We start from the raw sequence: 26,762 nt of genomic DNA, 5'->3' as shown, positions 1-26,762 counted from the left end.
GGCTGGTCGGTGCGACTCGTCCGCGCCGTTGCGGACGAGTGCACGACCGGGCCGGGGCCCCGCCCCGGGTGGGCGGCTCAGCCGGCGGTGGCCGGCGACATCGCCCGGTGGCTGCGCATCGCGTGTTCGAGGACGGCGATCAGCACCGCCTTGCCGGACTCCCGGCTCCGGGCGTCGCAGAGCATCACCGGTACGCCCGGATCGAGGTTCAGCGCCTGGGTCACCTCGTCGAGCCGGTGCTGCCGGGCGCCCTCGAAGCAGTTGACCGCGACCACGAACGGCGTGCCGTGCTTCTCGAAGTAGTCGACCGACGGGAAGCAGTCGGCGAGCCGCCGGGTGTCGGCGAGTATTACCGCGCCGAGCGCACCGAGTGCCAGCTCGTCCCAGACGAACCAGAACCGGTCCTGCCCGGGTGTGCCGAACAGATAGAGCACCAGCTCCTCGTTGATGCTGATCCGGCCGAAGTCCATCGCCACCGTCGTGGTGGTCTTCGCCTCCACCCCGGAGAGGTCGTCGACGCTGACGCCCTCCTCGGTGAGGAGTTCCTCGGTCCGGAGTGGACGGGTCTCGCTGACCGCGCCGACCAGGGTGGTCTTGCCGACACCGAAGCCGCCCGCGATGAGGATCTTCACGGCGGTCGGCATCAGTTCGCCGGTCGTCCCGGTCTGGTCGGCACCGTCAGAGTGCGCGTAGCCCATTTATCACCTGTTCAAAGACGCTGTCATCGGTAAGGACCGGTGCCGGCCGTGGCTCGAACACCCGGACGAGTTGTCGTTCGAGCAGATCACCGAGCAGCACCCGGACGGTGCCGAGCGGCAGGTCCAGGTGTGCCGCGACCTCGGCGACCGAGAGCCGCCGCCCGCAGAGCGTGACGATCGCCAGGTGCTCCGGCCCGAGCCCGATGTCCTGGGAGGAGACCGTCCGTACCGTGCACACCTGCGAGGTCAGGTCGAACTTGCCGGTCACCGGCCGGGCCCGACCCCGGGTCACCGCGTAGGGCCGGACCACCGGGCCGGCCTGCTCGTCGACCCAGTGGACCTCGGGCGGCTCCTCGTACTCGGCCATCGCCCGGGATCACTGCCGTCGGACCGGCGCGTCAGGTGCCCGGCTGCTCGACGCGAGGTACTTCCCGGCCCGGGTCACCAGCATCGCCATCTCGTACGCGACCAGGCCGACGTCCGCGTCCTCCGACGCGAGTACGGCGAGACAGGCGCCGTGCCCGGCCGCGGTGACGAACAGGAACGCCGAGCGCATCTCGATGATGGTCTGCTGCACCGGTCCGCCGCCGAACCGCCTGCCGGCACCCCGGGCCAGGCTCTGTACGCCCGAGGCCACCGCGGCCAGGTGTTCCGCGTCGTCCCGGTCCAACTCCCGCGACGAGGCCATCAACAGCCCGTCGACGGAGAGCAGGATGGCGTGCTGGGTCTGTTTCACCCGACCGACCAGGTCGTCGAGCAACCAGGTCAGGTCGAGGTTCGACGCTGTCTTCTGCACGGATTTGTACCTCTCTACCGGTGATATCGCCAGCTCGGACGGGGTGGGCGGTCAGGCTTCGGGCGGAGCCGACCCGGTGGCGCCACCGTCGTCCAGCGGGCGCGCGGCGTCGGACCGTCCGCGCCGGGTGCCCGATTGGTAGGAACTCATCATCCGGCGGATCTGTTCAGGAGTACGCGGGGCGGGTTCCTCCGCCGGCTCGGGTTCGGGCCGGCCGTCAGCGTCGCGCAGCGGTGCGGCGAGGTTCGCCTGCCGGACCCGGACCGGCAGCCCCGACGGGGTAAGCGAGGCCGACCCGATCGCCGGCGCCAGATCCGGAGTCGGCGGCGCCAGATTCGGGGCTGGCGGTGCGAGGTCCGGGGTCGGCGGCGCCAGATTCGGGGCTGGCGCTGCGAGGTCCGGGGTCGGCGGCGCCAGATCCGGGACTGGCGGTGCGAGGTCCGGCTTCGGCGGTGCGCCGGCCGGCCGGCTGGGGGTGCCGAGCAGGTTGTCGGCTCCGAGCCCCCACTCGGCACTCCGGGGCGACTCCTGCGCCGGATCCGATTCAGGCTCCCGCCCCGGGCGTTGCCCCGATTCGCGGCCCGATTCGCGGCCCGGCTCGCGGCCCGGCTCCGGCCCGGACCGGAGTGCCGACTCCCGCTCCGACAGGCGGCCGACTTCCCGGCCCGGCGGTCGCCGTACGCTGCCGCCGATCGCGCTCGCCGCGAGCCGCTCGACCGGCATCGAGCCGGTGGTCGGCTCGCCCTCCGTACTGCGGTCGGTGATCAGGTGCGGCGGCAGCAGTACCACCGCCGTGGTGCCGCCGTACGGCGACTCCTTCAGCCGGACCCGTACGCCGTGCCGCTCGGTGAGCCGGCTGACCACGTACAGGCCGAGTTGGGCGGCGCCGCCGGTGAGGGTGAACTCGTGCGGGGTGGCGATCCGCTCGTTGGCGGCGGCCCGGTCCTCGGCGCTCATGCCGAGCCCTCGGTCCTCGATCTCCACGGCGTAGCCGTTGGCGACCAGTTGACCGCTGACCCGCACCGCCGTGTGCGGGGGAGAGAAGGAGAGCGCGTTCTCGACCAGTTCCGCGATCAGGTGGATCACGTCGCCGACCGCCCGGCCGGCCAGGTCCACCGCGCCGGCCGGCAGCACGGTGACCCGGGCGTAGTCCTCGACCTCGGCCACCGCGCCCCGCAGTACGTCGATCATCGGGACGTTCCGCCGCCAGGCCCGGCCCGGCGTCGAACCGGAGAGCACGATCAGGTTCTCCGCGTTGCGCCGCATCCGGGTGGCGAGGTGGTCTACCCGGAACAGCTCCTCCAACTCCTCCGGGTCGTTCTCCCGGCGCTCCATCGCGTCCAGCAGGGTGAGCTGGCGGTGGATCAGCGCCTGGGTACGCCGGGCCAGGTTGAGGAAGATGTCTCGGACGCCGCGACGCAGCTCGGCCTGCTCCACCGCGGTCCGTACGGCGGTCTCCTGGGCGACGTTGAACGCCCGAGCCACCTGCCCGATCTCGTCCGGACCGGCCTCCAGCGGTGGTGCCTCCGCGCCGACGTCGACCGTCTCACCCCGGCCGAGCCGGCCGACCACGTCCGGCAGCCGCTCGCTGGCGAGCTTGAGGGCGGCCTCGCGGAGCCGGTCTAGCTGGCGCACCGTCGACCGCGCGGTGTTCACCGAGAGGACGACGGCGACCAGGCCGAGGATGGCCATGATCAGCATCTGGACGATGGTGCCGATCGCACCGGGGATGGCGGCCTTGACCACCTCGTCGCTGTCGGCGACCTGCAACCGGAGCAGTTCCTGCAACCCGGGGTCGATGGTGCCGCGCCACTCGTCCGCCGGGACCGCCGGACGGCCGCCCGGGCGTCCATTCTGGACGATCTGGTCCTGGACGGCGCGCAGCCGGGCGAGGGGTCCCTGCTGGAGCGCCTGACGGTAGCGGTCCTGATCGGCCCGGGGCAGCTCGGCCATCGCCTCGTCCGCGATCATCCGCTCGGCGCCGATCAGCTGGATCACCCGGGCGTGCTCGGCTTGGCTGATCCGGTTGGCGGCGTACGCCCCGGTCAGCAGCGCGTCGGCCTGGGAGGCCAGTTCCCGTGCCTTGGTGAACCGGATCAGGCTCTCGACCCGGCGGTCGACGTCACCGGCGTCGACACTGCCGAGCGAGCCGTAGATCCGGAAGATCGTCTCGATCACGTCGGTGAACGCCTGCGCCGCGGCCTGCCGGTCCACCCGGCGGGTGTCGACCGCCTCCCGTACGGCCGCCAGCCCGTCGAGCTTGGCCAGCGCCTCGTCGATCCGGCGTTCGAGTTCCGGCCGGGCCGCCAGTTCCGTGAACCAGGACTGCGCGTCGGCCCGGAAGACGGCCACGTCCGCGCGTACCTTGCGGCGCTCGGTCTCCAACTGCTCCCGGGGCGGTGCCTCCGGTGCGCCCAGGTAGCCCAGCGAGAGCCGCCGCTCGTTCTGGAGCTTCAGGACCAGTGGCTCGGTCGGCGCGTACACCTGGGCTTCCAGGGTCCGCACCCAGACCAGGTTCAACCCGTCGCGGAGGGTGACCCACGCGCCGAAGGCCCAGAGCGCGGTCAGGGTGAGCAGCACGGCGACGACCTTGGTACGCAGGCGCGAAGCACGAAAGCTCATTACACCGTCCCGTACCCGTCGGAGGCCGACGATCGACTGTTCGCCATGCTCTGGCGTCGCGAGCACCGTGGGTCGCAGCCACGATCTTCGAGTACCCCGCGCACGCTAGCAGCGCCCGGTGTGATGCCTCAACCCCCGGTTTGGTTAAGGATCACCTTTTTGGCCCGTCCCGGGCGGTTGGCCTGCTGACCGGGGGACGGCCGTGAATCTCCACCTCCGGGTCTGTCCACTTCGGCCGGTGCCGCCGCCCCGGTCGCCCATGGCGCCGACGGGGGCGGCTGGCATTGAACCTTTCAACCTCCCCTTGCGGTCCGGTGGACCCTAAGGTCGGACACGGTGCCCGAGCGCCACGCGGTTCAGGTGGAAAAGGTTCATTGATAATCTTCGTTGAGATTGGGTTGTCCGGGCGGGCCCGACAGGGCCGGAGACTGATCGGGGGCGGGCGGATGCTCGACCAGCGGCTGCACCACCATCTGGTGACCTGGCTGGGCCAGTGGCCGGCGGGAGGGTCGTTGGACGTGGTCGGTTCCGAGCGCCGGATCCACCCGGGCTGGGACGGTGAGCCGCATCCGGTCGTCGGCATCGGCAGCCCGCTCGGGATCGTACTCTCGGTGCCGCCGGCCCGGGTCGCCGCCATACGCGCGCTCGGCCCTCGGCCGATCGCGGCGCTGCTGACCGAACTGCCCAGCGTGGTGGCACTGCCCGGCTGGCTCGGCTATCGGGCGGTGTTCCGCTACACGCTCGCCCCGGCGCCGCTCCCGGACCGTGGCGAGTGGGTCGACGCAGGCGATCCGGTGGTGCCGCCGTGGCTGCGGCCGTTCGGCGGTGAGGTGCTGGTGGTGCGGGACTCCGACGGCGGCTACCTGGCCGGGGTGGGCATCAAGCGGCACGACGGCTACGGGCACGAGATCGCCGTCGGCACCGAGCCGGCGGGTCGGGGCCGGGGACTGGCCCGCCGGCTGGTGGCGCAGGCGGCCCGGCGGGTGCTGGACGAGGGCGCCGTGCCGACGTACCTGCACGATCCCGGCAACCTCGGGTCGGCCCGGGTCGCCGAGGCCGCCGGGTTCGACGACCGTGGCTGGTCCGCCTACGGGCTGGAGAAGGACGGCCAGCCGACGGACTCGTGACCCGTTCCGGCGTGGACGCCTGCGTGTCGTCCGCGGACCGTGGACCCGCGCCAGGGTCCACGGTCCGCGTCCTCTCCCAGGCCGAGGTCCAAGTGGTGACGCCGTTCGCGGTGCCGGTAACGCTACGTGTCGGCTCCGTATGCGACAAGCCTGCGACGGCCTCGTCCGAACTGGCCGTTCGGCCGATTTGACCTGCTAAGGAGCAAGCGAGGGCGGCCCGGGTACATTGCACGGTCGGACGGATGCGGAGGCAGCGTGATCAAGGGGTGGCACGGCTGGGTCGGTACGTTCACCGGCGTGGTGCTCATCACGGTGGCCGTACTGCCGTTGGCCGGGCTGGCGGTGTGGGCGCTGGCACGCCGTCGGAGTGTCGCCGGCGCCACGCCGGGGTGGGCGTGGCGGAGGTCGCTGGCCGAGGTCGGCATCGTCTACGGGACGGTGCCGTGGGTATGGATGATCATGTTGCCGGGCAGCCAGGCCGGTGCCGTACCCGGTCGGGTGAGCCTGGTACCGCTGCGGGACCTGTTCACGATCTTTGCCGACGGGGGGCCGGTGACGGCGACGGGACAGGTCGTCGGCAACCTGCTGGTCTTCGCGGCGCTGGGTTTCCTCGCCCCGCTGCGGTTCGCGGCGCTGGCGTCGGTACCGCGGATCCTGGCGCTCGCGGCGGGCTGCTCGGTCCTGGTCGAGACCGCCCAGTACGTCCTGCGGCTGGACCGGGTCTCCTCCGTGGACGACGTACTGCTCAACGCCGCCGGCGCCGGGCTGGCCGCGCTGGCGTCGCGCCGCTGGTGGCGCGCTCCGGCCGGAGCGTCGTCAGACCGACCTCGATCGGCCACGGCACCGGTACGCTGAGCAGTCCGCGGTACGCCGGTCAGCGGCTCGGCACCGTGACGTGAGCGGTAGTCGACGGCGATCCGCTGCCGGGCGAGAAGGCGGTGCCGCGCGACTACCCTGCCGGATCCACAAGCCGAGGGCTCGGAGTGGGGCTTACCGGGTCAGGTGCAGGGTTTCGGCGGCGGCCCGGCCGTTGGCGTGGCTGGCGCCGTACGTGGTGACGAAGGCGCGTACGCCCGCGGGGCGCCAGCCGGAGGGCCAGCCCATCTCGACCACGGTCACCGGGTGGGTACCGGCCAGCGCCTCGACCAGTTCGGGTCCGCCCGGCAGCCGGTGCAGGTGCCGGCCGACCAGCACGATCGGCCGTCCGGCGGCGCGTTCCCGGAGCGTGGCCGGGTCGGTCTCGGCGGCGACGACCCGGAGCTGTTCGGTGCCGTTCAGGTGTGGCCCGAGCCCCCACGGTACCCGCCCCTCGGCGATCGTGGAGGCGGCGAAGAGCTGTACCACCAGGGGTGCGGTGAGCCCGTCGAGGCTGCCCTCGACCCGTACGGCGCGGCGCGCGGCAGCGTACCCGAGGTCTGTTCCGGCGGCCGCGACCGGCGCGGCGGCCCGGGTCCAGGCGGCGAGCGCGGCGGTGCGCCCGGCGGCCTGCTCGACCCGGTCCCGGTCGAGGCGGCCGTCGCGCAGCGCGGCGACGATCTCGGCGACCACCAGCTCGACCAGCTCGGCGTCGACCTGCGCGCCGATGCAGAGCAGGTCCGCACCGGCGGCCAGCGCCCGGACCGCGCCCGGCCCGATGCCGCCGGCGGCCACCGCCGCACCCTTCATCTCCAGCGCGTCGGTCAGCACCACGCCGGTGAAGCCGTATTCGCCCCGGAGCAGGTCGCCCAGCACGGTGGGGCTGAACGTGGCCGGGTCGTCGCCGGTGAGCGCCGGTACCCGGATGTGCGCGGTCATGATCGCCCTGGCGTCCGCGGCGATCACCGCCGCGAAGGGCGGCAGGTCGCGGGTCCGGAGCAATTCCACCGGCACGTCCACAGTGGGCAGTTCGAGGTGGGAGTCGGCGATCGTGGCGCCGTGCCCGGGGAAGTGCTTGGCGCAGGCGGCCACCCCGGCGGACTGGAGCCCGCTGACCGCGGCGGCGGCGTGCGCGGCGACCCGGGTCGGGTCGGCGCCGAACGCCCGGGTGCCGATGATCGGGTTGTCGTCGGCGGTGTTGACGTCGACGGTCGGCGCGAGGTTGAGGTTGACCCCGACCGCCATCAGGTCGTTGCCGATCGCGTGGTAGACCCGCTCGGTCAGCCCGACGTCGTGCACCGCGCCGAGCGCCGCGTTACCCGGGTACGGACTGCCGGTGGCGTGCGCCAGCCGGGTGACGTCGCCACCCTCCTCGTCGATCGCGATCAACACGTCCGGCCGGGCGTCCCGCAGCGCGGCGGTGGTCGCGGCGACCTGGTCGGGGTGCGCGATGTTCCGGCCGAACAGGGTGTGCCCGGCCAGCCCCTCGGCGAGCAGGTCGAGCGCCCAGCCGGGCGGGCTGGTGCCGGGGAAGGCGGCGAGCAGCGTACCCAGCGCCAGCCGGCGGATTCCTGGATCGGTCGGCACGTTCCTCCCCCTTCGGCCCTTTCCCGGCTCCGAGTGTCGCATCGGGGTGGACCATCTCGCGGTCAAGCGCTACCGGATCGGCTTAACACTCCGGCCCCACCGGGCCATTACGCTACGGCTACTCCCACGAAGGTTAGCCTAGCTATTAAGAAAGCTTCTTAAACAAGAGGTACACCGCAACAAGTAGGGACACTGCATGGCGAGCACCCGGCTACCTGGTACACCCCGCCTGCTCCGCGCGCTCAACGACCGGGCGGCGCTGGAGCTGCTGCTCGCGCGCGGGCCGCTCACCCGCGCGCAGTTGGGCGAGCTGACCGGGTTGTCCAAGGTCACCGCGTCCCAATTGGTGGAACGCCTGGAGGAGCGCGGTCTGGTCAGCCGAGTCGGCGAGCAGGCCGGCGGGCGCGGCCCGAACGCGCAGCTCTATGCCGTACGGCCGGGCACCGCGCACGTGGTCGGCGTCGACGTCGGGCCGGATCGGGTGGTGGCGGCCTGTGCCGACATCACCGGTGAGGTGATCGGTCGGGTGGAACAGTCGACCCGGGACACCGACGACCCGGTGGGCGTGGTGCACAACGCGGTGGTGCAGGCGGCGAGCGACGCCGGGGCCCAGTTGTCGACCGTACGCCGGGTGGTGCTCGGCACGCCCGGCCTGGTCGACCCGGCCACCGGGGACATCACCTTCGCGTTCAACCTGCCCCGCTGGCACCGCGGCCTGCTCGCCGCGCTCCGCGAGGACCTGGACACCCCGGTGGTCTTCGAGAACGATGTCAACCTGGCCGCGGTCGCCGAGGCGGAGTCCGGTGCGGCGCGTGGGGTGGACGACTTCGTGCTGGTCTGGCTCGGCGTCGGCGTCGGTCTGGCGATCGTGCTGAACGGCCGGCTGCACCACGGCAGCACCGGCGCGGCCGGCGAGATCGGTTACCTGCCGGTGCCCGGCGCTCCCATTCCCCGGGACGCCTCCCGGCGGGCGAAACCGGCGTTCGGTCAGCTCGCCGGCTCCGACGCGGTCCGCGCGGTGGCCCGCGAGCACGGCTTCCGGGCCGGCGCGGCGGCGGACGCGATCCGGGCCGCCATCGCGGCCGGCACCGAGGGCGGGCCGGTACTCGACGAGGTCGCCCGGCGGCTGGCGCTCGGGGTGGCCAGCAGTTGCGTGGTGCTCGATCCGCCGCTGGTGGTGCTGGCCGGTGAGGTCGGCCAGGCCGGCGGTACCGCGCTGGCCGAGCGGGTGCAGCACGAGGTGGCCGCGATCACCCTGGTCACGCCCCGGGTGGTGCCCACCGAGCTGACCGAGGAGTCGGTGCTGCGCGGTGCCCTCCGGGTGGCGCTCGACGCCGTCCGCGACGAGGTGTTCGGCTCCACGCTCGGCTGATCCGCCACACCGCAGGCATCCGCCACACCGCAGGCGTCCGCCACACCGCAGGCATCCGCCACACCGCAGGCATCCGCCGCGCCCGGGGCATCCATCGCGCCCCAGGGCGCTGGTCCGGTGCACCCGTCGCGCTGGCATGTAGATATTTTTCGTTACCTGCCGGTCAGGTGCAAGCTCTCGACATAGACGGATGTGAGGCTATACGGTACGGCCACCCGGCGTCCCGATTCCCGGGACGTCCATCCTCCGGGGAGGAGTGACGGTGACCGTTCGGAACCCCCAATCGCGTGCGAGCCACCTGCTCGGCGCCACCCTGATCGCGTCCCTCGCCATCGGCCTCACCGGTCAGCCCGCGCTGGCCGGACGACCCGCTCCCGTCGACCTGCCGGCCGCCGCCGGCCCGGCCACGGTGACCGGACCGCTGGCCGCCGCCTTCGACACGGCGTCGACCAGGTACGACGTACCCCGTGACCTGCTGGTGGCGCTCGGTTACGCCGAGACGCACCTCGACGGGCACGCCGGAGCACCCAGCGCCTCCGGCGGCTACGGCGTGATGCACCTGACCAGCAACCCGAAGCTGCGTACCCTGGACGAGGCGGTCGCGCTGACCGGCCTGGGCCGGGACACTCTGCGTACCGACTCGGCCGCCAACGTCACCGGTGCGGCGGCGGTGCTGCGGTCGTACGCCGACGGCGCCGGGCTCACCGCCGCGCAGCGCCGCGACGTCAATCGCTGGTACGGCCAACTCGTCCGGTACGGCGGCGCCAGCACCCCGGCCGTCGCCCGGCTCTACGCCGACACCGTCTACGACCTGCTCGGCTCCGGCATCGACGCCGCCACCGCCGACGGGCCGGTACGGGTGCCCGCCCGCAAGGTCGCCCCGGACCGGGGAGCCCTGCGCGACGTGCCGCCGCTCGGCAGCCCCGACGGGATGGGCATCATGAGCACCGACTACGGGCCGGCGGCCTGGGCCCCGGCGCACTCGGCCAACTACACCGTCTCGAACCGCGAGTCGACGTACCCGATCAACTACGTGGTGATCCACGTGACCCAGGGGTCGTACGCCGGCGCGATCAGCTGGTTCCAGAACCCGGCCGCGCAGGTCAGCGCCCATTACACGATCCGCTCCTCGGACGGCGCGGTGACCCAGTCGGTGCGGGAGAAGGACGTCGCCTGGCACGCCGGCAACTGGACCTACAACACCCAGTCGATCGGCATCGAGCACGAGGGCTACGTCACCCAGCCCTCCTGGTTCACCGACGCGATGTACCGCTCCTCGGCCGCGCTGACCCGGCACCTCTGCGACCGGTACGGCATCCCGAAGGACCGGTCCCGGATCATCGGGCACAACCAGGTCCCCGGCGCCACCCACACCGACCCGGGACCGCACTGGAACTGGACCTACTACATGCAGCTCGTCACCGGCTCGAACCCGCCGCCCGGCGGCTGGTCGCAGACGGTCGACAACTCCACCGCCGGCCGGTTCACCGCCAGCGCCAACTGGGGCACGTCGACGTACTCCGCGCAGAAGCAGGGTGCGGACTACCGGTTCACCGACCCGGTCGAGTCGAGCGACCCGGCCTGGTACAAGGTGGCCATCCCGGAGACCGGCAGCTACCGGGTGGACGCCTGGTATCCGGCCGACCCGGGCTACAACAGCTCGGCGCCGTACATCATCGCCACCACCACCGGCAACCAGACCGTCTACGTCGACCAGCGTTCCGGCGGTGGCGCGTGGCGGACCCTGGGCACCTTCACCCTGGCCGCGGGTGACGCCAACAAGGTGGCGGTGAGCCGCTGGACCGGCGGCACCGGCCTGGTCATCGCGGACGCCATCCGGGTCACCCGGGTCTGACGCCGTGGGCTGGGCGGGGGGTCACGATCCCCCGCCCAGCGGGTCAGGCCAACGCTCAGCAGTCAGGCCAGGTCGCGGCGGTGGAAGGCGGCGAACGCGCCGCCGAGGGCCAGCAGCGTCAGCCCGAGCAGCACGACGAGCCCGGCCGGCCAGAGGATCGAGTACGACAGGTCGCAGTAGCCCGACCCGGCCGCCGGGGCGCAGTCGCCGGCGAGCGCCCAGAGCCGGATCTCACCACCGACCCAGGCGACCACGTAACTGCTCAGCATCAACTGGTCCGGGCGGGCGACGTCGACGATGCCCATCACGATCCGGCCGCCCACCTCCCACACCACCCCGTACGCCGCCGCCACACCGAGCGCCGCCGAGGTGTGCCGGCCCAGCGTGGCCGTCGCGAAACCCAGCGCGGTGACCATCAGCACCAGCAACAGTCCCCGGCTGACGGTGCCCGCCAGGTCGGTCCAGAACTCGCTGTCCGGGCTGCCGGGCAGGCCGCGTACCTCCGCGATGAGCCGGAACGCGCCGAGATAGCCCGCCGAGGCGACCACCGACAGCCCCAGTACGCCGACGAGCAGGGTGCCGAGCTTGGTGCCGAGTACGACCATCCGTTGTGGACGCCAGAGCAGCAGGTTGGTCATCCCGCCGGAGGTGAGGTCCGCGCCGATGTAGGAGGCGCCGACCAGGAAGCCGAAGAGGCAGAGGAAGGCGATCAGGAAGTAGGTCAGGGCGGGGATCTGCCGGTCGAAGACGAAGACCCCGGTCAGGAAGTCGGACCCGTCGATCCGGTTCGGGTCGAGGTCCGCGCAGTCGCCCTGGTACCGCCCGTCCGGGGTGGGCGTACCGGTTCGGTCGGTACCCAGGCAGTCGGCGTACCACCGCATCGCGTCGGCCCGCTGGTGCTCGGCGCGCGCCTCGGCCACCCGGATCTCGAAGTCGGTCGGCTGGTGTGAACCGGCCAGCGTGGTGGCGACGGTGATCCCGAACGCGGTGACCAGCAGCACCAGCATGAGCTGTACGAAGCGACGTGCGGTGAGCCGGCCGATCTCGGCGCGTACCAGGTTCACGGCGCTGCCCTCTTGTCGTCGGAGCTGACGGTGATCTCCAGCGGATCGTCCGTCGGAGCGGCGTTCGGCCGCACCGAGTCGTCGACCTGGCGCGGCACCCCGGGGTGGGGCCGGGTGCCGGTGAGTTCCAGGAAGACGCTCTCCAGATCCGGCGTGAGCGGGGTCAGTTCGCGCAGCCAGACGCCCTGCTCGCCGAGGAGCTGGCTGAGCCGGGCCGGATCGTCGAGTCCGGAGACCACCAGATGGTCGGCGTGCACCGCCACCGGCAGCCCGGCCGCCTGGACCAGTTCGACCGCCCGGGGCTGGTCGTCGGCGACCCGGATCCGGAACTCGCGGTGGTCGAAGCCGGCCAGCACCGCCTCGACGGGTCCGGCGGCCACCCGCTGACCCCGGGAGATAATTGTCACGTGGTCGCAGATCTGCTGGATCTCGGCGAGGATGTGGCTGGAGAGCAGCACGGTGACCCCGGCGGCGGAGAGGTCGCGCATCAGGTCGCGCATGTCCCGGATCCCGGCCGGGTCCAGCCCGTTGGCCGGCTCGTCCAGTATCAGCAGCTCGGGCGCCTTGAGCAGGGCCGAGGCGACCGCCAGCCGCTGCTTCATGCCCAGCGAGTACGCCTTCACCCGCTCGTCGGCCCGGTCCCGCAGCCCGACCTGCTCCAGCACCTCGTCGACCCGGGTGGGCGACACCCCACCGGCGACGGCGAGTAGTCGCAAGGTGCGCCGGCCACTGAAGTTGCCGAAGAACTGCGGGCTCTCCACGATGGCCCCGAGCCGGCTGACCACGGCGGACAGCCGCTGCGGCGCCGGCTCGCCGAACAGGGCCATCCGGCCGCTGTCCGCGCGGACCAGGCCGAGCAGCGTACGCAGCGTGGTGGTCTTGCCGGAGCCGTTCGGGCCGAGGAAGCCGTGCACCTGCCCCGGCTCGACGCGCATGTCGAACCCGTCCAGCGCGACCCGGCGGCCCCTGCGCAGGCCCGTGAACGTCTTGCGCAGGCCGTCGATCTCGATCACCGCCGGCACGCCTCACCTCCCGGCAACGTGACACACGACACGGCGCCTCACCCTACGGCCCGGACGCTGCTCGCGGGGGGATCGGCGCTGCGTGGTTGGATGGTCGGGTGCGTGATGATCCGGTTTCCGTCCCTGCCGACGCCGGCTCCCCGGCACCGGTACCCCCGGACGTGGTGATCGACTTCCACGGGGTCGGCGTACTGCGCTCCGGCACTCCACTGTTGCGTGACGTGACGTGGCGGGTGTGGCCGGACGAGCGCTGGGTGGTCCTCGGGCCCAACGGCGCGGGCAAGACGACACTGCTCAACCTGGCGGCCGGGCGGTTGCACCCGACCACCGGACTGGTGCACGCGCTCGGCGAGCGGATCGGGCGTACCGACCTGGCCGAACTGCGTACCCGGATCGGGCTGACCACGGCGGCGCTGGCCGAGCGGATCCCGACCGAGGAGCGGGTCCGGGACGCGGTGCTGACCGCCGCCTGGTCGGTGGTGGGCCGCTGGCGCGAGCAGTACGACGAGATGGACGAGGCGCGGGCCAACGGCCTGCTCGCCCAGCTCGGCGTGCTGGCCCTGGCCGACCGCGCCTACGGGACCCTCTCCGAGGGCGAGCGGAAGCGCACCCAGATCGCCCGCGCACTGATGACCGACCCGGAGTTGCTGCTGCTCGACGAGCCGGCGGCGGGACTCGACCTCGGCGGCCGGGAGGATCTGGTGGCCCGGCTGGCCGATCTGGCCCACGATCCGGACGCTCCAGCGATGGTGCTGGTCACGCACCACGTCGAGGAGATTCCGCCGGGCTTCACCCACGCCCTGCTGCTCCGTGAGGGTGGCATCGTGACGCAGGGGCCGCTCGCCGACACGGTCACCGGCGAATACCTCTCCAAGACCTTCGGCGTACCGCTGGTGGTGGACCGCTCCGGCGACCGCTTCACCGCCCGCGCCGCCTGACCCCCCCAACCACCCGCTCACCCGCTCACCCGCTCACCGGGCCGCCCGCGCCCGTCGCCGTCGGGCGGTGGCCAGCCCGTCACCTGGACGGTAGAGGCGCTACGGCGCACGGTTGACGTATCTGGTGTCCAGGTGGAGAGCGGCGGGTAGCTGGTGGGCGTGGGCCAGCGGGTGGGCGGGGGTCAGCGGGTGGTGGCGGCCCGCCCGTCAGCGGGTGGTGGCGGCGCGGACCAGCGGGAGCAGCGTCTCGGCCGCCAGGGTGAGCTGGGCGACCGCCGACTGGGCGTCCCGGGGTGGGACGAAGACCACCGCGTCCGCGCTCGCCTCCCGGAGCCGGGTCACCGCCGTCGCGCACTGCTCGGCGCTGCCGGCCGCGGTGAACCGGTCGAGATAGTGCTCGGGCAGGGCCGCCGCCAGCGCCTCGGCACCGGACGAGCCGGCCAGCATGCCGGTGATCTCGTCGGCCAGGTCGGCGTCGGCCGGTGGCAGCCCCCAGCCGCCGGCGAGCTGGGCGGCGAACTCGCGGCGGGCACTGGCCCGGCCCTCGTCGAAGTCCAGGTGGGCGTAGACGGTGAGCCGGTGGTCGTCGGTACGACCGGCCTCCCGGCGCCCCTCGTCGATCAACCCCCGAGCCCAGCGCACGTACGCCGGGCTGGCGCCCTCGGCCAGGATGGTGCCGTCGGCCACCCGGCCGGAGAGCCGCAGCGACCTCTCGGCGCGTACGCCGGTCGAGATCGGGGGCGGCTGCTCCGGCGGGAACTCCAACGCCACCTCGCGCAGTCTGGCGTGCCGGCCGGCGACGGTGACCCGTTCCCCGGCCAGCAGGGCGCGTACCGCCGCCACGGTCTCCTCCAGCACCGCCAGCGGGGACGGGTGGTCGGCGCCGACCTGGCGTACCCAGTCCGGCATCCCGTGGCCGAACCCGGGGAGGATCCGGCCGGGAAAGAGCCGGGCGAGGTTGGCCAGCTCCATGGCGGCCAGCGCGGGATTGCGGAACGCCGCCGGCAGGATGCCGATGCCGATCTTGAGTTTGTCGGTGACCGCCGCGGCGACGGCGGCGCTGGAGACCGCCCCGCCGAAGAAGCAGTCCTCGACCACCCACAGCTCGTCGTAGCCCAGCCGCTCCACCAGCCGGGCGTACGCCGGAAGCTGCTCGGGGGCGGTGTCACAGCGGTACATCACTCCGATCGGCATCTGTCCCATGTCTGGCAGCCTGCCAGAAGACACCGACGACGGCCGGTTCTAGACTCAGGCGGTCGCCGAAACGGGAGGTGGCTCCGGTGAGCCGGCCGCGGGTCGTAGTCATGGGCAGCGCCAACATGGACCTGGTGGTCACCACCGATGCCCTGCCGAAACCCGGTGAGACCGTCTTCGGCACCGACTTCGTGATGGTGGCCGGCGGCAAGGGCGCCAACCAGGCGATCGCGGCCACCCGGGCCGGCGCCGACGGGGCACTGCTCGGCGCGATCGGCTCGGACTCGTTCGGCGTGACGCTCAAGGCCCGGATCTCGGCCGCCGGGGTGGACACCGAGCGGGTCCGGGTGGTCTACGGCGCCTCCGGGGTGGCGGTGGTCACCGTCGACGCCGAGGGCGAGAACACCATCGTGGTCACCCCGGCGGCCAACTCGGCGTTCACCGGGCTCACCGAGGGCGAGCTGACCGCCGTACGCGAGGCGGACGTACTGGTCGCGCAGTTGGAGATTCCGGTCGGTACGGTGGCCGAGGCGGCTCGGGCGGCGCGGTCCGCCGGTACCCGGGTGGTGCTGAACGCGGCGCCCGCCCAGCCGGTACCGGTCGAGTTGCTGGACTCGGTCGACCTGCTGGTGGTCAACGAGGCGGAGGCGCGGGCGATCACCGGGTGCGGCCGGGAGGACCCGGCGGCGCTGCTCGCCGTGGTGCCCCGCGCGGTGCTGACCCTGGGCCGGCACGGCGCCTGGTACGGCGACCGGGACGGCACCGCCGTGCACGTACCCGCGGTCAAGGTGGACCTGGTCGACTCCACGGGGGCCGGTGACGCCTTCACCGGCGCGCTCGCGGTGGCCTGGGGCGAGGGACGGGAGCCGGTCGACGCGGTGCGCTGGGCGAGCGCGGCCGGTGCCGCCTGTGCGCGCCGGCTCGGTGCCTCGGTCTCGCTGCCGCTGCGGGCCGAGATCGACGCCCTCTACGTGCCGGCGGGTGGAGACGCCGGCTCCGTCCCCGCGAGTTGATCGGGAGGCGCACGATGGAGGCATGGTGCGTTTCGTGCTCAACCTGCTCTGGCTGATCTTCGGCAGCGGCATCGCCCTCGCCATCGGCTACGGGATCGCGGCCCTGATCTGCTTCGTGCTGGTCGTGACCATCCCGTTCGGAGTCGCCGCGCTGCGGCTGGCCTACTACTCGCTCTGGCCGTTCGGCCGGACCCTGGTGGCGAAGCCCGGCGCCGGGCTCGGTTCGGGGCTGGCCAACGTGCTCTGGGTGGTACTGGCCGGCTGGTGGCTGGCGCTGGCGCACATCGTCGCCGGGGTCGCGCTCTGCGTCACGATCATCGGAATCCCGTTCGGTATCGCCAACTTCAAGCTGGTCCCGGCGGCGTTCTGGCCGCTCGGCCGCGAGGTGGTGGAGGTCGACGACCTCCGTCGCCCGGCGGCGAGCCCCGCGCCGACGAGCTGACGCCGAGACATCCCGCCACGACGGTCGCCCTGCCCCCGGGTAGCCGCTCCGCTCGGTACGCCGATCCGATCGGTGCGCTGCTCGCCCGCTCGCCCGCCCGGCCGGATCGACACGTGCGCCGAGGGAATTCGCGCGACTCGGTGACGCCACTGTCGCGCTGAGCAGGGACGAAACGTTTTCGTAACGGGGTCTTGACGGGTCGCGGGGAGCGGAGCAGACTCCCCGGAAACGTTTACAAGTCAGGAGCGGAGGTTCGGTGCATGGGTCGTAAACGTTTACAGACCTCCGCCGACGGTCGGCCGACCGTGCACACCGTGGCGGCCCGGGCCGGCGTCTCGATCGCCTCGGCCTCGCGCGTCCTGAACGGGATCGGCGGCAGCGCCGAGACGGTCCGCAAGGTCCGCGCGGCGGCGGCCGAGGTCGGTTACGTGCCGAACGCCATCGCCCGGTCCCTCCAGTCCCAGCGCACCGGCCTGGTCGCGCTCGCCGTCGCCGACATCGGCAACCCGGTCTACGTGGCGATGATGCGGGCCATCGAGGCCGTCGTCACCTCCTCGGGCCGGCAACTCCTGGTACACGCCACCGGCGGCGAGATCGAGAGCGAGACCGACCTGCTGCGCCGGCTGGCCAACCGGTACGTGGACGGCATGATCATGTCCCCGATCCGGATCACCGACCGTCACCTCGACGCGATCGTGGTCAGCCCGATCCCGGTCGTCGTGGTCGGACAGTTGCCCGACGACGCGCCGGTCGACAACGTCCGGACCGACTCCCGGGCCGGCGTGGCGCTCGCCGTCGACCACCTGGTCGCGGCCGGCCGGCAGCGGATCGGCCTCGTCAACGGCCCGCTGGACACGGTGCCGGGGGCGGCCCGGGACGCCGGCTTCCGCGCCGCGCTGGCCAGCCACGGCATCCCGGTCGACGAGCGGCTGATCGAGGTCGGCGACTTCCAGTACGCCGCCGGCCGGGACGCCGCCGCCCGGCTCTTCGCCCGGGCTGAGCCCGACGCGCTGCTCTGCGCCAACGACCTGATCGCGGTCGGCGCCCTGCACGCGCTGCTCACCGAGCGCCGCCGGGTACCCGAGGACGTGGCGCTGGTCGGCATGGACGACACCGAGCTGGCCCAGATGGCCTTTCCGCAGCTCTCCAGCGTCTCGCTCGGCTCCGCGGCCCGGGGACGGCGGGCGGCCGAACTCCTGCTGGAGCGGATCGCCGACCCCGACCTGCCGCCCCGGCGCGAACACGTCGCGCCGAGCCTGGTGGTACGCGCCTCCAGCACCGTCGGCCGCCCGACCCCCGGCGGTACGCCGTCGAGCCGGCGACCGTCGAGCGGCGGGGCCACCCGACCCGGGGGCCGGGCGGCTCCGGCCGACGGCACCGTGGGGGTGACCTCGTGACCACGCTGGCCGAGCGGCCCGACGTCGACCGGACCGGGCCGGGCAACCGCTCCCGGCGTCGCCGTTCTGACCGGACCACCGTCTACCTGCTGCTGCTCCCGTCCCTGCTGCCCGTGCTGGTGCTGTCGGTGTTCCCGCTGCTGCGCGGCATCTACCTCGGCTTCACCGACGCCCGGGCCGGCCGGAACGTCGAGGTCAGCTTCACCGGCCTGGCGAACTACCGGGAACTGCTCGGCGACAGCCTGTTCTGGAGTTCGTTCCGGATCGGCCTGCTCTGGGCGTTCGCGGTGACGGTGCTCCAGTTCCTGCTCGCCCTCGGGCTGGCCCTGCTGCTCGACCAGCGGCTGCGGTTCCGGGGCGTGGCCCGGGTGCTCGCCGTGGTGCCCTGGGCGATGCCACCGGTGGTGGTCGGCATCCTCTGGCGGCTGGTCTACCACCCGGACGCCGGCCTGCTCAACGAGTTTCTCTACCGGATCGGGGCGGACGGGCTCCGTACCACCTGGCTCGGCGACTTCAACACCGCCCTGCCAGCGGTGATCATCGTCGGGGTCTGGGCCGGCATGCCGCAGACCACCGTCGTACTCCTGGCGGGGTTGCAGGGGGTGCCGCGCGAGCTGCACGAGGCGGCGGCGATGGACGGGGCCAGCGCGTGGCAGCGGTTCCGCAACGTGACCCTGCCCTCGCTGATGCCGGTGATCGTGGCGATCACCTCGCTGGACTTCATCTGGAACTTCAACTCGTTCGGCCTGGTCTACGTGCTCACCGCTGGTGGGCCGGGCGGTCGCACCATGCTGCCGATGCTCTTCGCCTACGAGGAGGCGTTCCGGTACGGCAACTACGGCTACGCGGCGGCGCTCGGCAACGTGATGGTGGTGATCGTCGTGGCATTGCTCGCGGTGTACCTCCGTCGCCGGCTACGGGAGGCGAACTGACGATGGCCCGGAACACGACGTCGACCGGCCCGACCACCGGGCCCGGCACCGGGCCGGGAAAGCCCGGCACCGCGACCGCTGGAGCCGGCCGGGCGAAGCCGAGGCGCCGCCGGCGGGTCGGCCGGGGACTGCAATACCTGGCCCTCTCGGGGTACCTGGTCTTCCTGGCGTTCCCGCTGGTGTGGCTGCTCTCCACCTCGTTCAAGCCACCGCGCGAGCTGGTGCAGCTGCATCCGACGCTGATACCTGAGAGCCCGACGCTGAGCAACTTCGTGCAGGCGTTCACCGAGCAGGAACTCGGTCGGGCGGCCTGGAACAGCATCCAGGTGTCGCTCGCCTCGGCACTGCTCACCGTGCTGATCGCGACCCCGGCGTCGTACGCGCTGGCGCGGTTCAAGACCCGGCTGGGCACGGTCGCGCTGGGCTGGGTACTCCTCTCCCAGCTCTTCCCGTTCGTGCTGCTGATCATCCCGATCTTCCTCGTACTCCGGCAGGCCGGGCTGGCCAACACGCACGCCGGGCTGGTGCTGATCTACGTGGTCTGGGCGCTGCCGTTCGCGCTCTGGATGCTCCAGGGATTCGTCCGCAACATCCCGCGCGAGCTGGAGGAGGCGGCCTCGGTCGACGGGGCGAACCGGCTCCAGACGCTGCGCCGGGTGATCTTCCCGTTGTTGACCCCCGGCCTGGTCGCCACCGCGCTGTTCGCGTTCATCTCCGCCTGGAACGAGTTCTTCTTCGCCCTGGTGCTGATCAAGACTCCGGAGCTGGCGACCCTGCCGGTCGCGCTGGCCCGGTTCGTCGGGATCGAGGGCACCGCCCGGCTCGGGCCGCTGGCCGCCGGCTCGCTGCTGGCCACCATCCCGAGCCTGGTCTTCTTCGCCGTCATGCAGCGCCGGCTGGCCTCCGGGTCGCTCGCCGGAGCTGTCAAGGGATAGCCACACAACCACCACAGGAGGTAGCACCCGTGCTCGACAGAGTTTCCCGACGAAGAGTTTCCCGGCGGGTCGTCGCCGCCGCGCTGGCCGGTGTCGTCGGACTCGGCGCGCTCGCCGCGTGCGGCGGCGGAAGCGGAGACGACGAGGGTTCCGGCCCGGTCAAGCTGCGGTTCCTCAGCCTGGCCTGGCAGAAGGAGTCGCTCCAGGCCAACAAGGACCTGGTGGCCAAGTGGAACGCCGAACACCCGGACATCCAGGTCGAGTACGTCCAGGGCGACTGGAACTCCGTACACGACCAGTTGCTGACCGCCTTCGAGGGTGGTGACGCGCCGGACATCGTGCACTACGAGGCGGCGTCGATCGGCGAGTTCAGCAAGCAGGGCTACCTGGCGGACCTCTCCGGCCTGCTCTCCGACGGTTTCAAGGGCCAGATCGACAAGGGGATCTGGGACACCGCGACCTTCGACGGCAAGGTCACCGGCGTGCCGTTCCTGCTGGAGTCGCAGGTCGTGATCGCCAACAAGAAGCTGCTGGACGCGGCCGGCGTGGCCGTGCCGCCGGCCGACGGCGGCTGGACCTGGGACGAGTTCCAGGCCAACGCGCAGAAGCTGACCGGCCCCGGCAAGTACGGCGTGGCCTGGGCGCTGAAGTCGCCGACCAACCGGGTACTGAACCTGGCGCTCAACTTCGACGGCAAGTACTTCTACACCGACGGCGGCAAGACCGAGGTGCGGATCGGGGACGCCGAGAAGGAGGTGCCGAGGCGGATCCACGACATGCTCTACACCAGCAAGACCGCCTCGCCGGAGGCGCTGGGAATGAGCGGCGCCGACACCCTGCCCGGCTTCTTCGCCGGCAAGTACGCGATGATTCCCGGCTCGGTCTCGCTGCGCCAGCAGATGGTCGAGCAGGCGCCGGCCGGCTTCGAGTGGGTGACCATCCCGCCGGTGAAGGGCGTCTCCACCAACCAGGCCGCCAACCCGCAGACCCTCTCGGTCGCGGCCGACTCCGCGCACCAGAAGCAGGCGGCGCAGTTCCTGGAGTACTTCCTCAACCCGACCAACATGGCCGCGCTGGCCAAGGGCGACTGGCTGGTCCCGACCGGTAAGCAGGCGAACGAGGAGCTGGTCAAGACGACCGGCGGCAAGCAGGGCTGGGACGTCGCGGCGGACAGCGCCAAGGACCTGACGGTGGCGCCGTTCCAGATGGTCGACGGCTACCCGGAGTGGAAGCTGAAGTACGCCACCCCGGCCCTCCAGCAGTACTTCGCCAACAAGATCACGCTCGACCAGCTCGGTACCCAGCTCGTCGACGGTGGGAAGCAGGTCCTGAGGTAATCATGGAACACTTGCTCGACAAGTCGGTCGGCTGCCTGGTCGGTGCCGCCGTGGGTGATGCCCTCGGCGGAGCCACCGAAACGGCGCTGCCCGAGCAGATCCGGGCCCGTTACGGCGACTGGGTGCGGGGGGTCGCACCGCCGTTCCACGCCGACTGGGCCACCGCGCGGCCACTGGCGCCGTACCACAAGGGCGACGGGCACATCACCGACGACACGTTGATGACCCACGCGCTGGTGCGGGCGTACGGGAGGAAGCGTGACCATCTCGACGCGTACGACGTGGTGGAACTGCTCGTGCCCGACCTGCTCGAGCGGGTGGTCTACATCCCGGACCTGGAGCGGGAGGGGGTGACCTTCCACCGCCTCGCCGCCGCCGAGCGGTGGCTGGTCACCCGCCTGCACCACGGGCACGCCGACCCGAGGGAGGGCGGTGTCGGCAACATCGTCAACTGTGGTGCGGCGATGTACATGGCCCCGGTGGGGATCGTGAACGCGGGCGACCCGGCGGGCGCGTACGCCGAGGCGGTCGAGATCGCCGGGGCGCACCAGCACAGCTACGGCCGGGAGGCGGCGGCGGTGCTCGCCGCGGCGGTGGCGGCGGCGATGTCGCCCGGCGCGGGCGTGGCCGACGTGCTGACCGCCGTACTCGACCTGGCCAGGGACGGCACCCGGGCGGCGATCGCCGCCGTGGTCAAGGAGGCCGAGGGGTACGCCGACTGGCGCGACGCCATCGCACCGCTGCGCGCCGCGGTCGCCCCGTACGACACGGTGGGCGAGGAGTACCGCAACCCGGGCCTGGGGGCGCGGCGGCCCAGCCGGCTGCACTCGATCGAGGAGTTGCCGGTGGCGCTCGGCATGCTCGTGGTGGCCCGGGGGGACTTCCACGAGGCGGTGCTCGGCGCGGTCAACTACGGCCGGGACGCCGACTCGACCGCGACGATGGCCGGGGCGATCGCCGGGGCGCTCGGTGGCGCGGCGGCGGTCCCGGCCGAGTGGTCGGCGACGGTAGCCGAGGCGTCCCGGACCGACCTGGTGGCGCCGGCCCGGGAGCTTGCCGAGGTGGCGGCGGAGGTCTTCGCGCGGGACCGGGAGCGGTTCGCCCGGCGCGCCGAGCGGTTTGCCGGACTGTCATGAGACTGACCTGGGTACAGCCGGAGGATCTGCTGCCGCACGAGCTGGCGGCCAGCGCCGACGAGGGGCGGGACGTCTCGGCGGTCGCGCGGCGCTGGGCGGCGGCCGGCGGGTCCGTGCTGCCGCCGGTCAGCGGGGCGTCGGCCGAGCCCGCCGGCCCGGAGTTGCGGGCGCTGGCGGCGGAACTGCTCGACGAGTGCGACGCGCTGCCACCGGCCGGATCGGCGGCCGAGCCGACCGAACTGGCCGCGATCCGGGCGAGCTGGCCGACGGAGTACGGGCTGCCGACCGGGGCGCCGGAGCCGGACCGGGTGCACGGCGGCTGGCTGGGCCGGGCGGTCGGCTGCCTGCTGGGCAAGCCGGTGGAGAAGATTCCCCGGCAGGGCATCCGGGAGATCCTGACCGCCACCGGGCGGTGGCCGCTGGCCGGCTACTTCACCGGGGTCGGGTTGCCGGCCGAGGTGGCGGCCCGCTGGCCGTGGAACCGGCGCAGCGCGCCGACCAGCCTGGCCGAGAACATCGACGGGATGCCGGAGGACGACGACCTCAACTTCGCGCTGCTGGCGTTGCGGGTGCTGGAGACGTACGGCCGGGAGTTCAGCAGTGCCGAGGTGGCCCAGGCGTGGCTGGACTGGCTGCCCGGCGGACGGGTCTTCACCGCCGAGCGGGTGGCGTACCGGAACCTGCTGCTCGGGCTGACCCCACCGGAGACCGCGCTGCGGCACAACCCGTTCCGGGAGTGGATCGGTGCCCAGATCCGCACCGACGTGTACGGCTGGGTGCACCCCGGCCGGCCGGACCTGGCGGCCGAACTGGCCCACCGGGACGCGATCGTCAGCCACGTCCGGGGCGGGGTGCACGGGGCGCTCTGGGTGGCGGCGATGACCTCGGCCGCCGTGGTGACGTCCGATGTAGACAGTGTGCTCGACGCGGGCGAGTCGGTGTTGCCGCCGCAGAGCCGCTTCGCGGCGACGGTACGCGAGGCCCGGGCCCTCGGTGCCGAGGCGGCGACCGGCTCGACCGACTGGGAGTCGGTGCTCGACACCCTTTACGCCCGGCACGGCCACCTGCACTGGGTGCACGTACGCAACAACGCCGCCCTGGTCGCGGCGGCCCTGGCGTACGGCCGGGGCGACCTGGTCCGGTCGATCTGCGCGGTGGTCAGCGGCGGCTGGGACACCGACTCGACCGGGGCGACGGTCGGCTCGGTGACCGGGGCGTTGACCGGTGCCGCCGGACTGCCGGCCGAGTGGACCGGACCGCTGCGCGGCCGGCTGCGCAGCAGCATCGCCGGCTTCGACGGTGTCGAGTTCGCCGCGCTGGCCGAGCGGACCGGGCGGCTGGCCCGGACCCAGGTCTCGGGGACCGCTCAGGTGCCGGGGACTGCGGCCGGACCTGTGCCGGACCGTGGTGCGGCCGTCGGGGCGGAATCGTGAGCGCGCGGAGTGGGCCGGTGCTGCGGGCCTCGCAGCCGCGAGCGGAAGGTGCGTCGGCATGACAGGCGAGGAGCCGAAGGCCGAACCCACCGCCGGCCCGGGCGGGTCCGGCGAGGTCCGGGTGGTGGTGGTCGGCAGCGCCAACCTGGACCTGGTGGTGTCGACGCCGACGCTGCCCCGGCCCGGCGAGACGGTGCTCGGCGACGCGCTGCGGACCATTCCCGGCGGCAAGGGCGCCAACCAGGCGGTGGCGGCGGCCAGGGCCGGGGCCAGGTGCGACTTCGTCGGCGCCGTCGGGCAGGACGGCTTCGCCGACCAGCTCCGGGCCAACCTGGCGGAGGCGGGGGTGGAGCTGCGACGGCTGCGTACCGTGCCGGGTCCGTCCGGGGTGGCGCTGATCGCGGTGGACGCCGACGCCGAGAACCTGATCGTGGTGGCGCCGGGCGCCAACGCCGAGCTGACCAGCCTGGACGCGGACGACCGGGCCGCCGTGGCGGCAGCGGACGTGCTGCTGTGCCAGCTGGAGGTGCCGCTGCCGGCGGTGACCCAGGCCGCCGGATGGGGCCGGAACGCCGGTACCACGGTGGTGTTGAACGCCGCGCCGGCCCGGCAGTTGCCGGCGGAGCTGCTCGACGCGGTGGACGTGCTGGTGGTCAACCAGGTCGAGGCGGCGATGGTGGCCGGTCTCGCCGCCGAGACCGGGCTCGACGCCCTGCTGGACGCCCTGCTGCGCCTGGTCCCCCGGGTGGTGCTGACCCTGGGCGCCCGGGGCGCGTGTTACGCCGACCGGTTCGGCCTGCGGCTGACGGTCGAGGCGCCGACGGTCGACGCGGTGGACACCACCGCTGCCGGGGACGCGTTCACCGGCGCGCTGGCGGTGGCCTGGGCGGAGCGGCGCGGGCCGGTCGAGCCGGCGGCGGTGACGGCGGCGCTGCGCTGGGCCTGCGCGGCGGGCGCCGCCTGTGCGCAACGCCCCGGCGCCTCCACCGCGCTGCCCACCCGGGACGAGATCGACGCCCTCTACGCACAGAGCTACCCGGAGCCGGCATGACGTTCAACCCCTACGTCCCGAGGCCGATCGACCTGCCCACGGCCGTGCCGCTGACGGCCGGTGCCGACCTGTCGGAGCTGGACGAGGCGAAGATCTTCGCCGCCCCGGACGACCCGGCGGACTGGCCGGCCTGGCGGGACCGGCTGACCCGCTGGCGGATCGAGGCGCGGGCCCGGCTCGGCTACGACGGCAGCCACTACGCCGAGATCGCCGGGGACTGCTTCACCGTCTGCCTGGCCTGGCTCTGGGACGAGTCGCTCTACGACGCCGAACGGGGCGTCTTCACCGTCGACGCCTTCCTGGACGCGGCGGAACGCGACTTCGGCGGCTTCGACGGGGTGGTGCTCTGGCACGCGTACCCGGTGATCGGGTTGGACGATCGCAACCAGTTCGACTACTACCGGCAGGTACCGGAGCTGCCCGAGGTGGTGCGGACGTTCCAGGCGCGTGGCGTACGGGTGTTCATCGACTACAACCCGTGGGACGTCGGTACCCGCCGGGCCCAGCGCCCCGACGCGGACGAGGTGGCCGCGCTCGTCGGCTGGCTCGGTGTGGACGGGGTGTTCCTGGACACCCTCAAGGAGGGCGCGGGCGAACTGCGGAAGACCCTGGACGCGGCCCGGCCGGGCATCGTGCTGGAGGGGGAGTCCCGGGTGCCGTTGGCCCGGATCGCCGACCACGCGATGTCCTGGGCGCAGTGGTTCGCCGACTCGCCGGTGCCGGGGGTGCTCCGGGCCAAGTGGTTCGAGCGGCGGCACGTGTTGCACCACACCCGGCGCTGGCACCGCAGCCACCTCGACGAGCTGCACTCGGCCTGGCTGAACGGGGTCGGGGTGCTGGTCTGGGAGAGCGTCTTCGGGGTCTGGGTCGGCTGGAACGAGCGGGACCGGGCGGTACTGGCGGCGATGCGCCGGGTGCAGCGGAGCCATCCGGCCTGGCTGCGCGCCGAGGACTGGACCCCGCTCGCCGACCACGTGGCCGGGACCGAGGTGTACGCCTCGCGCTGGCAGCACGACAAGACTCCGTTGTGGACGGTCGTCAACCGGGGCGGGGCGTACGACGGGCCGTGGCTGGTCACCGAGGAGCACCCCGGCCAGCACTGGTACGAGCTGACCACCGGCACCGAGCTGACCGCCACCCCGGCCGGCCCCGGTCGGGTGGCGATCGGCGGGGCACTGCCCGCCGGTGGGATCGCCGCCGTGCTCGCCACGGCCGAGGAGCTGACCCTGCCCCGGTACGCCCCCGCCGACGGTGACCCGAACTTCCCGGCCCGCTCGGCGGTCCGCCGCCCGGCGCCGGTGGTGCGCTCCGGTCACCTTCCGGCGGGCATGCGGGCGGTCGACGGCGGGCGGCGGGAGCTGCTGGTCCGACACCGGCAGCGCGAGACCGGGCTCTACGGCGAGGCGCCGTACGTCGACGAGTGGAAGCCGCTGCCGCCCCGGTTGCACCAGCCGGTGACCCTGCACCGGACCGTCCACCTCGGACGGTTCGGCATCGCCGAGCGCGAGGTGAGCGTCGCCGAGTACGCCGAGTTCGTCCGGGCCACCGGCTACCGCCCGATCCGGCCGGAGCGCTGGCCGTGGGCGGACGGCGGAATGTCGGGCCCGGCCGAGGCGCCGGCCACCCACGTCGAGCTGGCCGACGCCCGGGCGTACGCGGCCTGGGCCGGATTGCGGCTGCCGACCGAGGACGAGTGGCAGGTCGCCGCCGAACTGGGACTGTTGCGCCGGGCCGAGCTACTGAACTGGAACCTGACCGAGAGCGAGCACACCGACGGGCGTACCCGGTTCGTGATCCTCAAGGGCGGCGCGGCGTACCGGGCCGACGGCTCGGACTGGTATCTCGACGGCGGCCCGCAGCCGCCGGAGGTCTCGGTGAAGCTGTTGACCCTCGGCGCCGGACTGACCCGCTCGGAGTCGATCGGCTTCCGCTGCGCGGTCGACCTGTAGCCCGTAG

The 26,762-nt window shown here is 73.0% G+C and carries 23 protein-coding genes; 15 read left to right on the top strand and 8 right to left on the bottom strand.

Going from position 1 to position 26,762, the window contains the following annotated elements:
- Nucleotides 1–77 precede the first annotated feature (77 nt).
- The 4 genes from Pma05_RS18135 to Pma05_RS18120 are packed head-to-tail and all read right to left on the bottom strand — an operon-like array spanning nt 78 to nt 4,116.
- Complete coding sequence (locus tag Pma05_RS18135; protein ID WP_203858578.1) at nt 78–698, bottom strand: GTP-binding protein; 621 nt, start codon at nt 696–698, stop codon at nt 78–80.
- A complete protein-coding gene (locus tag Pma05_RS18130; RefSeq protein WP_203858577.1) occupies nt 679–1,065 on the bottom strand; it encodes a DUF742 domain-containing protein in 387 nt (128 codons plus the stop codon). Before Pma05_RS18130 ends, Pma05_RS18135 begins: the two co-directional genes overlap by 20 nt.
- A 9-nt stretch (nt 1,066–1,074) precedes the next feature.
- Nucleotides 1,075–1,494 (bottom strand): roadblock/LC7 domain-containing protein, encoded by a 420-nt coding sequence (locus Pma05_RS18125; protein WP_203858576.1) that lies wholly within the window; start codon nt 1,492–1,494, stop codon nt 1,075–1,077.
- Between the two features lie 51 nt (nt 1,495–1,545).
- Nucleotides 1,546–4,116 carry a sensor histidine kinase gene (locus tag Pma05_RS18120; RefSeq protein WP_203858575.1) on the bottom strand — a complete coding sequence of 857 codons (2,571 nt, stop codon included), beginning with the start codon at nt 4,114–4,116 and terminating at the stop codon, nt 1,546–1,548.
- Nucleotides 4,117–4,562: 446 nt separating this feature from the next.
- Between Pma05_RS18120 and Pma05_RS18115 the strand changes: the two genes are divergently transcribed.
- Together Pma05_RS18115 and Pma05_RS18110 are read left to right on the top strand one after the other, a co-directional pair.
- Nucleotides 4,563–5,243 carry a GNAT family N-acetyltransferase gene (locus tag Pma05_RS18115; protein ID WP_203858574.1) on the top strand — a complete coding sequence of 227 codons (681 nt, stop codon included), beginning with the start codon at nt 4,563–4,565 and terminating at the stop codon, nt 5,241–5,243.
- A gap of 255 nt (nt 5,244–5,498) precedes the next feature.
- On the top strand, nt 5,499–6,098 hold the full coding sequence (locus tag Pma05_RS18110) for a VanZ family protein (RefSeq protein ID WP_203858573.1): 600 nt from the start codon (nt 5,499–5,501) through the stop codon (nt 6,096–6,098).
- Nucleotides 6,099–6,233: 135 nt separating this feature from the next.
- Here the strand turns inward: Pma05_RS18110 and Pma05_RS18105 are convergent, their stop codons facing one another.
- Nucleotides 6,234–7,685 (bottom strand): glycoside hydrolase family 3 N-terminal domain-containing protein, encoded by a 1,452-nt coding sequence (locus tag Pma05_RS18105; protein WP_203858572.1) that lies wholly within the window; start codon nt 7,683–7,685, stop codon nt 6,234–6,236.
- A gap of 196 nt (nt 7,686–7,881) precedes the next feature.
- On the opposite strand from Pma05_RS18105, the gene Pma05_RS18100 reads away from it, so the two are divergent.
- Together Pma05_RS18100 and Pma05_RS44330 are read left to right on the top strand one after the other, a co-directional pair.
- Nucleotides 7,882–9,057, top strand: a complete 1,176-nt coding sequence (locus Pma05_RS18100) for an ROK family transcriptional regulator (protein WP_203858571.1) — start codon at nt 7,882–7,884, stop codon at nt 9,055–9,057.
- 931 nt (nt 9,058–9,988) lie between these two features.
- Nucleotides 9,989–10,912, top strand: coding sequence for a golvesin C-terminal-like domain-containing protein (locus Pma05_RS44330; protein WP_203858733.1), 924 nt, complete (start codon nt 9,989–9,991; stop codon nt 10,910–10,912).
- Between the two features lie 62 nt (nt 10,913–10,974).
- On the opposite strand, the gene Pma05_RS18090 is transcribed toward Pma05_RS44330, so the two are convergent.
- Nucleotides 10,975–11,976 carry an ABC transporter permease subunit gene (locus tag Pma05_RS18090; protein ID WP_203858570.1) on the bottom strand — a complete coding sequence of 334 codons (1,002 nt, stop codon included), beginning with the start codon at nt 11,974–11,976 and terminating at the stop codon, nt 10,975–10,977.
- Nucleotides 11,973–12,998, bottom strand: a complete 1,026-nt coding sequence (locus Pma05_RS18085) for an ATP-binding cassette domain-containing protein (RefSeq protein ID WP_203858569.1) — start codon at nt 12,996–12,998, stop codon at nt 11,973–11,975. Before Pma05_RS18085 ends, Pma05_RS18090 begins: the two co-directional genes overlap by 4 nt.
- 98 nt (nt 12,999–13,096) lie before the next feature.
- Between Pma05_RS18085 and Pma05_RS18080 the strand changes: the two genes are divergently transcribed.
- The gene (locus Pma05_RS18080; protein ID WP_239312539.1) at nt 13,097–13,936 is read left to right on the top strand and encodes an ABC transporter ATP-binding protein; all 840 of its coding nucleotides are present in this window, start codon (nt 13,097–13,099) and stop codon (nt 13,934–13,936) included.
- A 207-nt stretch (nt 13,937–14,143) separates the two neighbouring features.
- Here the strand turns inward: Pma05_RS18080 and Pma05_RS18075 are convergent, their stop codons facing one another.
- On the bottom strand, nt 14,144–15,139 hold the full coding sequence (locus tag Pma05_RS18075; RefSeq protein ID WP_203858568.1) for an LLM class flavin-dependent oxidoreductase: 996 nt from the start codon (nt 15,137–15,139) through the stop codon (nt 14,144–14,146).
- Nucleotides 15,140–15,216: 77 nt separating this feature from the next.
- Here Pma05_RS18075 and Pma05_RS18070 point away from each other — a divergent pair, with 77 nt between their 5' ends.
- The 10 genes from Pma05_RS18070 (at nt 15,217) to Pma05_RS18025 (ending at nt 26,755) form a co-directional block, all read left to right on the top strand.
- Entirely contained in the window at nt 15,217–16,143 is a 927-nt protein-coding gene (locus Pma05_RS18070; RefSeq protein ID WP_203858567.1) for a ribokinase, read from the top strand.
- Between the two features lie 22 nt (nt 16,144–16,165).
- Nucleotides 16,166–16,585, top strand: a complete 420-nt coding sequence (locus Pma05_RS18065) for a YccF domain-containing protein (RefSeq protein ID WP_203858566.1) — start codon at nt 16,166–16,168, stop codon at nt 16,583–16,585.
- A 260-nt stretch (nt 16,586–16,845) separates the two neighbouring features.
- Complete coding sequence (locus Pma05_RS18060) at nt 16,846–17,982, top strand: LacI family DNA-binding transcriptional regulator (RefSeq protein ID WP_239312538.1); 1,137 nt, start codon at nt 16,846–16,848, stop codon at nt 17,980–17,982.
- Nucleotides 17,979–18,914, top strand: coding sequence for a carbohydrate ABC transporter permease (locus Pma05_RS18055; RefSeq protein WP_239312537.1), 936 nt, complete (start codon nt 17,979–17,981; stop codon nt 18,912–18,914). Before Pma05_RS18060 ends, Pma05_RS18055 begins: the two co-directional genes overlap by 4 nt.
- Nucleotides 18,915–18,916: 2 nt before the next feature.
- Nucleotides 18,917–19,849 carry a carbohydrate ABC transporter permease gene (locus Pma05_RS18050; RefSeq protein ID WP_203858565.1) on the top strand — a complete coding sequence of 311 codons (933 nt, stop codon included), beginning with the start codon at nt 18,917–18,919 and terminating at the stop codon, nt 19,847–19,849.
- Between the two features lie 29 nt (nt 19,850–19,878).
- Nucleotides 19,879–21,186, top strand: a complete 1,308-nt coding sequence (locus Pma05_RS18045) for an ABC transporter substrate-binding protein (protein WP_203858564.1) — start codon at nt 19,879–19,881, stop codon at nt 21,184–21,186.
- A gap of 2 nt (nt 21,187–21,188) precedes the next feature.
- A complete protein-coding gene (locus Pma05_RS18040; RefSeq protein ID WP_203858563.1) occupies nt 21,189–22,322 on the top strand; it encodes an ADP-ribosylglycohydrolase family protein in 1,134 nt (377 codons plus the stop codon).
- Nucleotides 22,319–23,755: an ADP-ribosylglycohydrolase family protein gene (locus Pma05_RS18035; RefSeq protein WP_203858562.1), complete on the top strand. Its 1,437-nt coding sequence runs from the start codon at nt 22,319–22,321 to the stop codon at nt 23,753–23,755. The genes Pma05_RS18040 and Pma05_RS18035 overlap by 4 nt, the downstream gene beginning before the upstream one ends.
- A 58-nt stretch (nt 23,756–23,813) precedes the next feature.
- Nucleotides 23,814–24,806, top strand: coding sequence for a ribokinase (locus Pma05_RS18030; RefSeq protein ID WP_203858561.1), 993 nt, complete (start codon nt 23,814–23,816; stop codon nt 24,804–24,806).
- Nucleotides 24,803–26,755, top strand: coding sequence for an SUMF1/EgtB/PvdO family nonheme iron enzyme (locus tag Pma05_RS18025; RefSeq protein ID WP_203858560.1), 1,953 nt, complete (start codon nt 24,803–24,805; stop codon nt 26,753–26,755). Before Pma05_RS18030 ends, Pma05_RS18025 begins: the two co-directional genes overlap by 4 nt.
- The last annotated feature ends 7 nt before the right edge of the window (nt 26,756–26,762 follow it).

Origin of the sequence: Plantactinospora mayteni (assembly GCF_016862935.1) — a bacterium.
Taxonomy (GTDB): Bacteria; Actinomycetota; Actinomycetes; order Mycobacteriales; family Micromonosporaceae; genus Plantactinospora; species Plantactinospora mayteni.
This window is presented reverse-complemented; position numbering and strand designations above follow the sequence as displayed.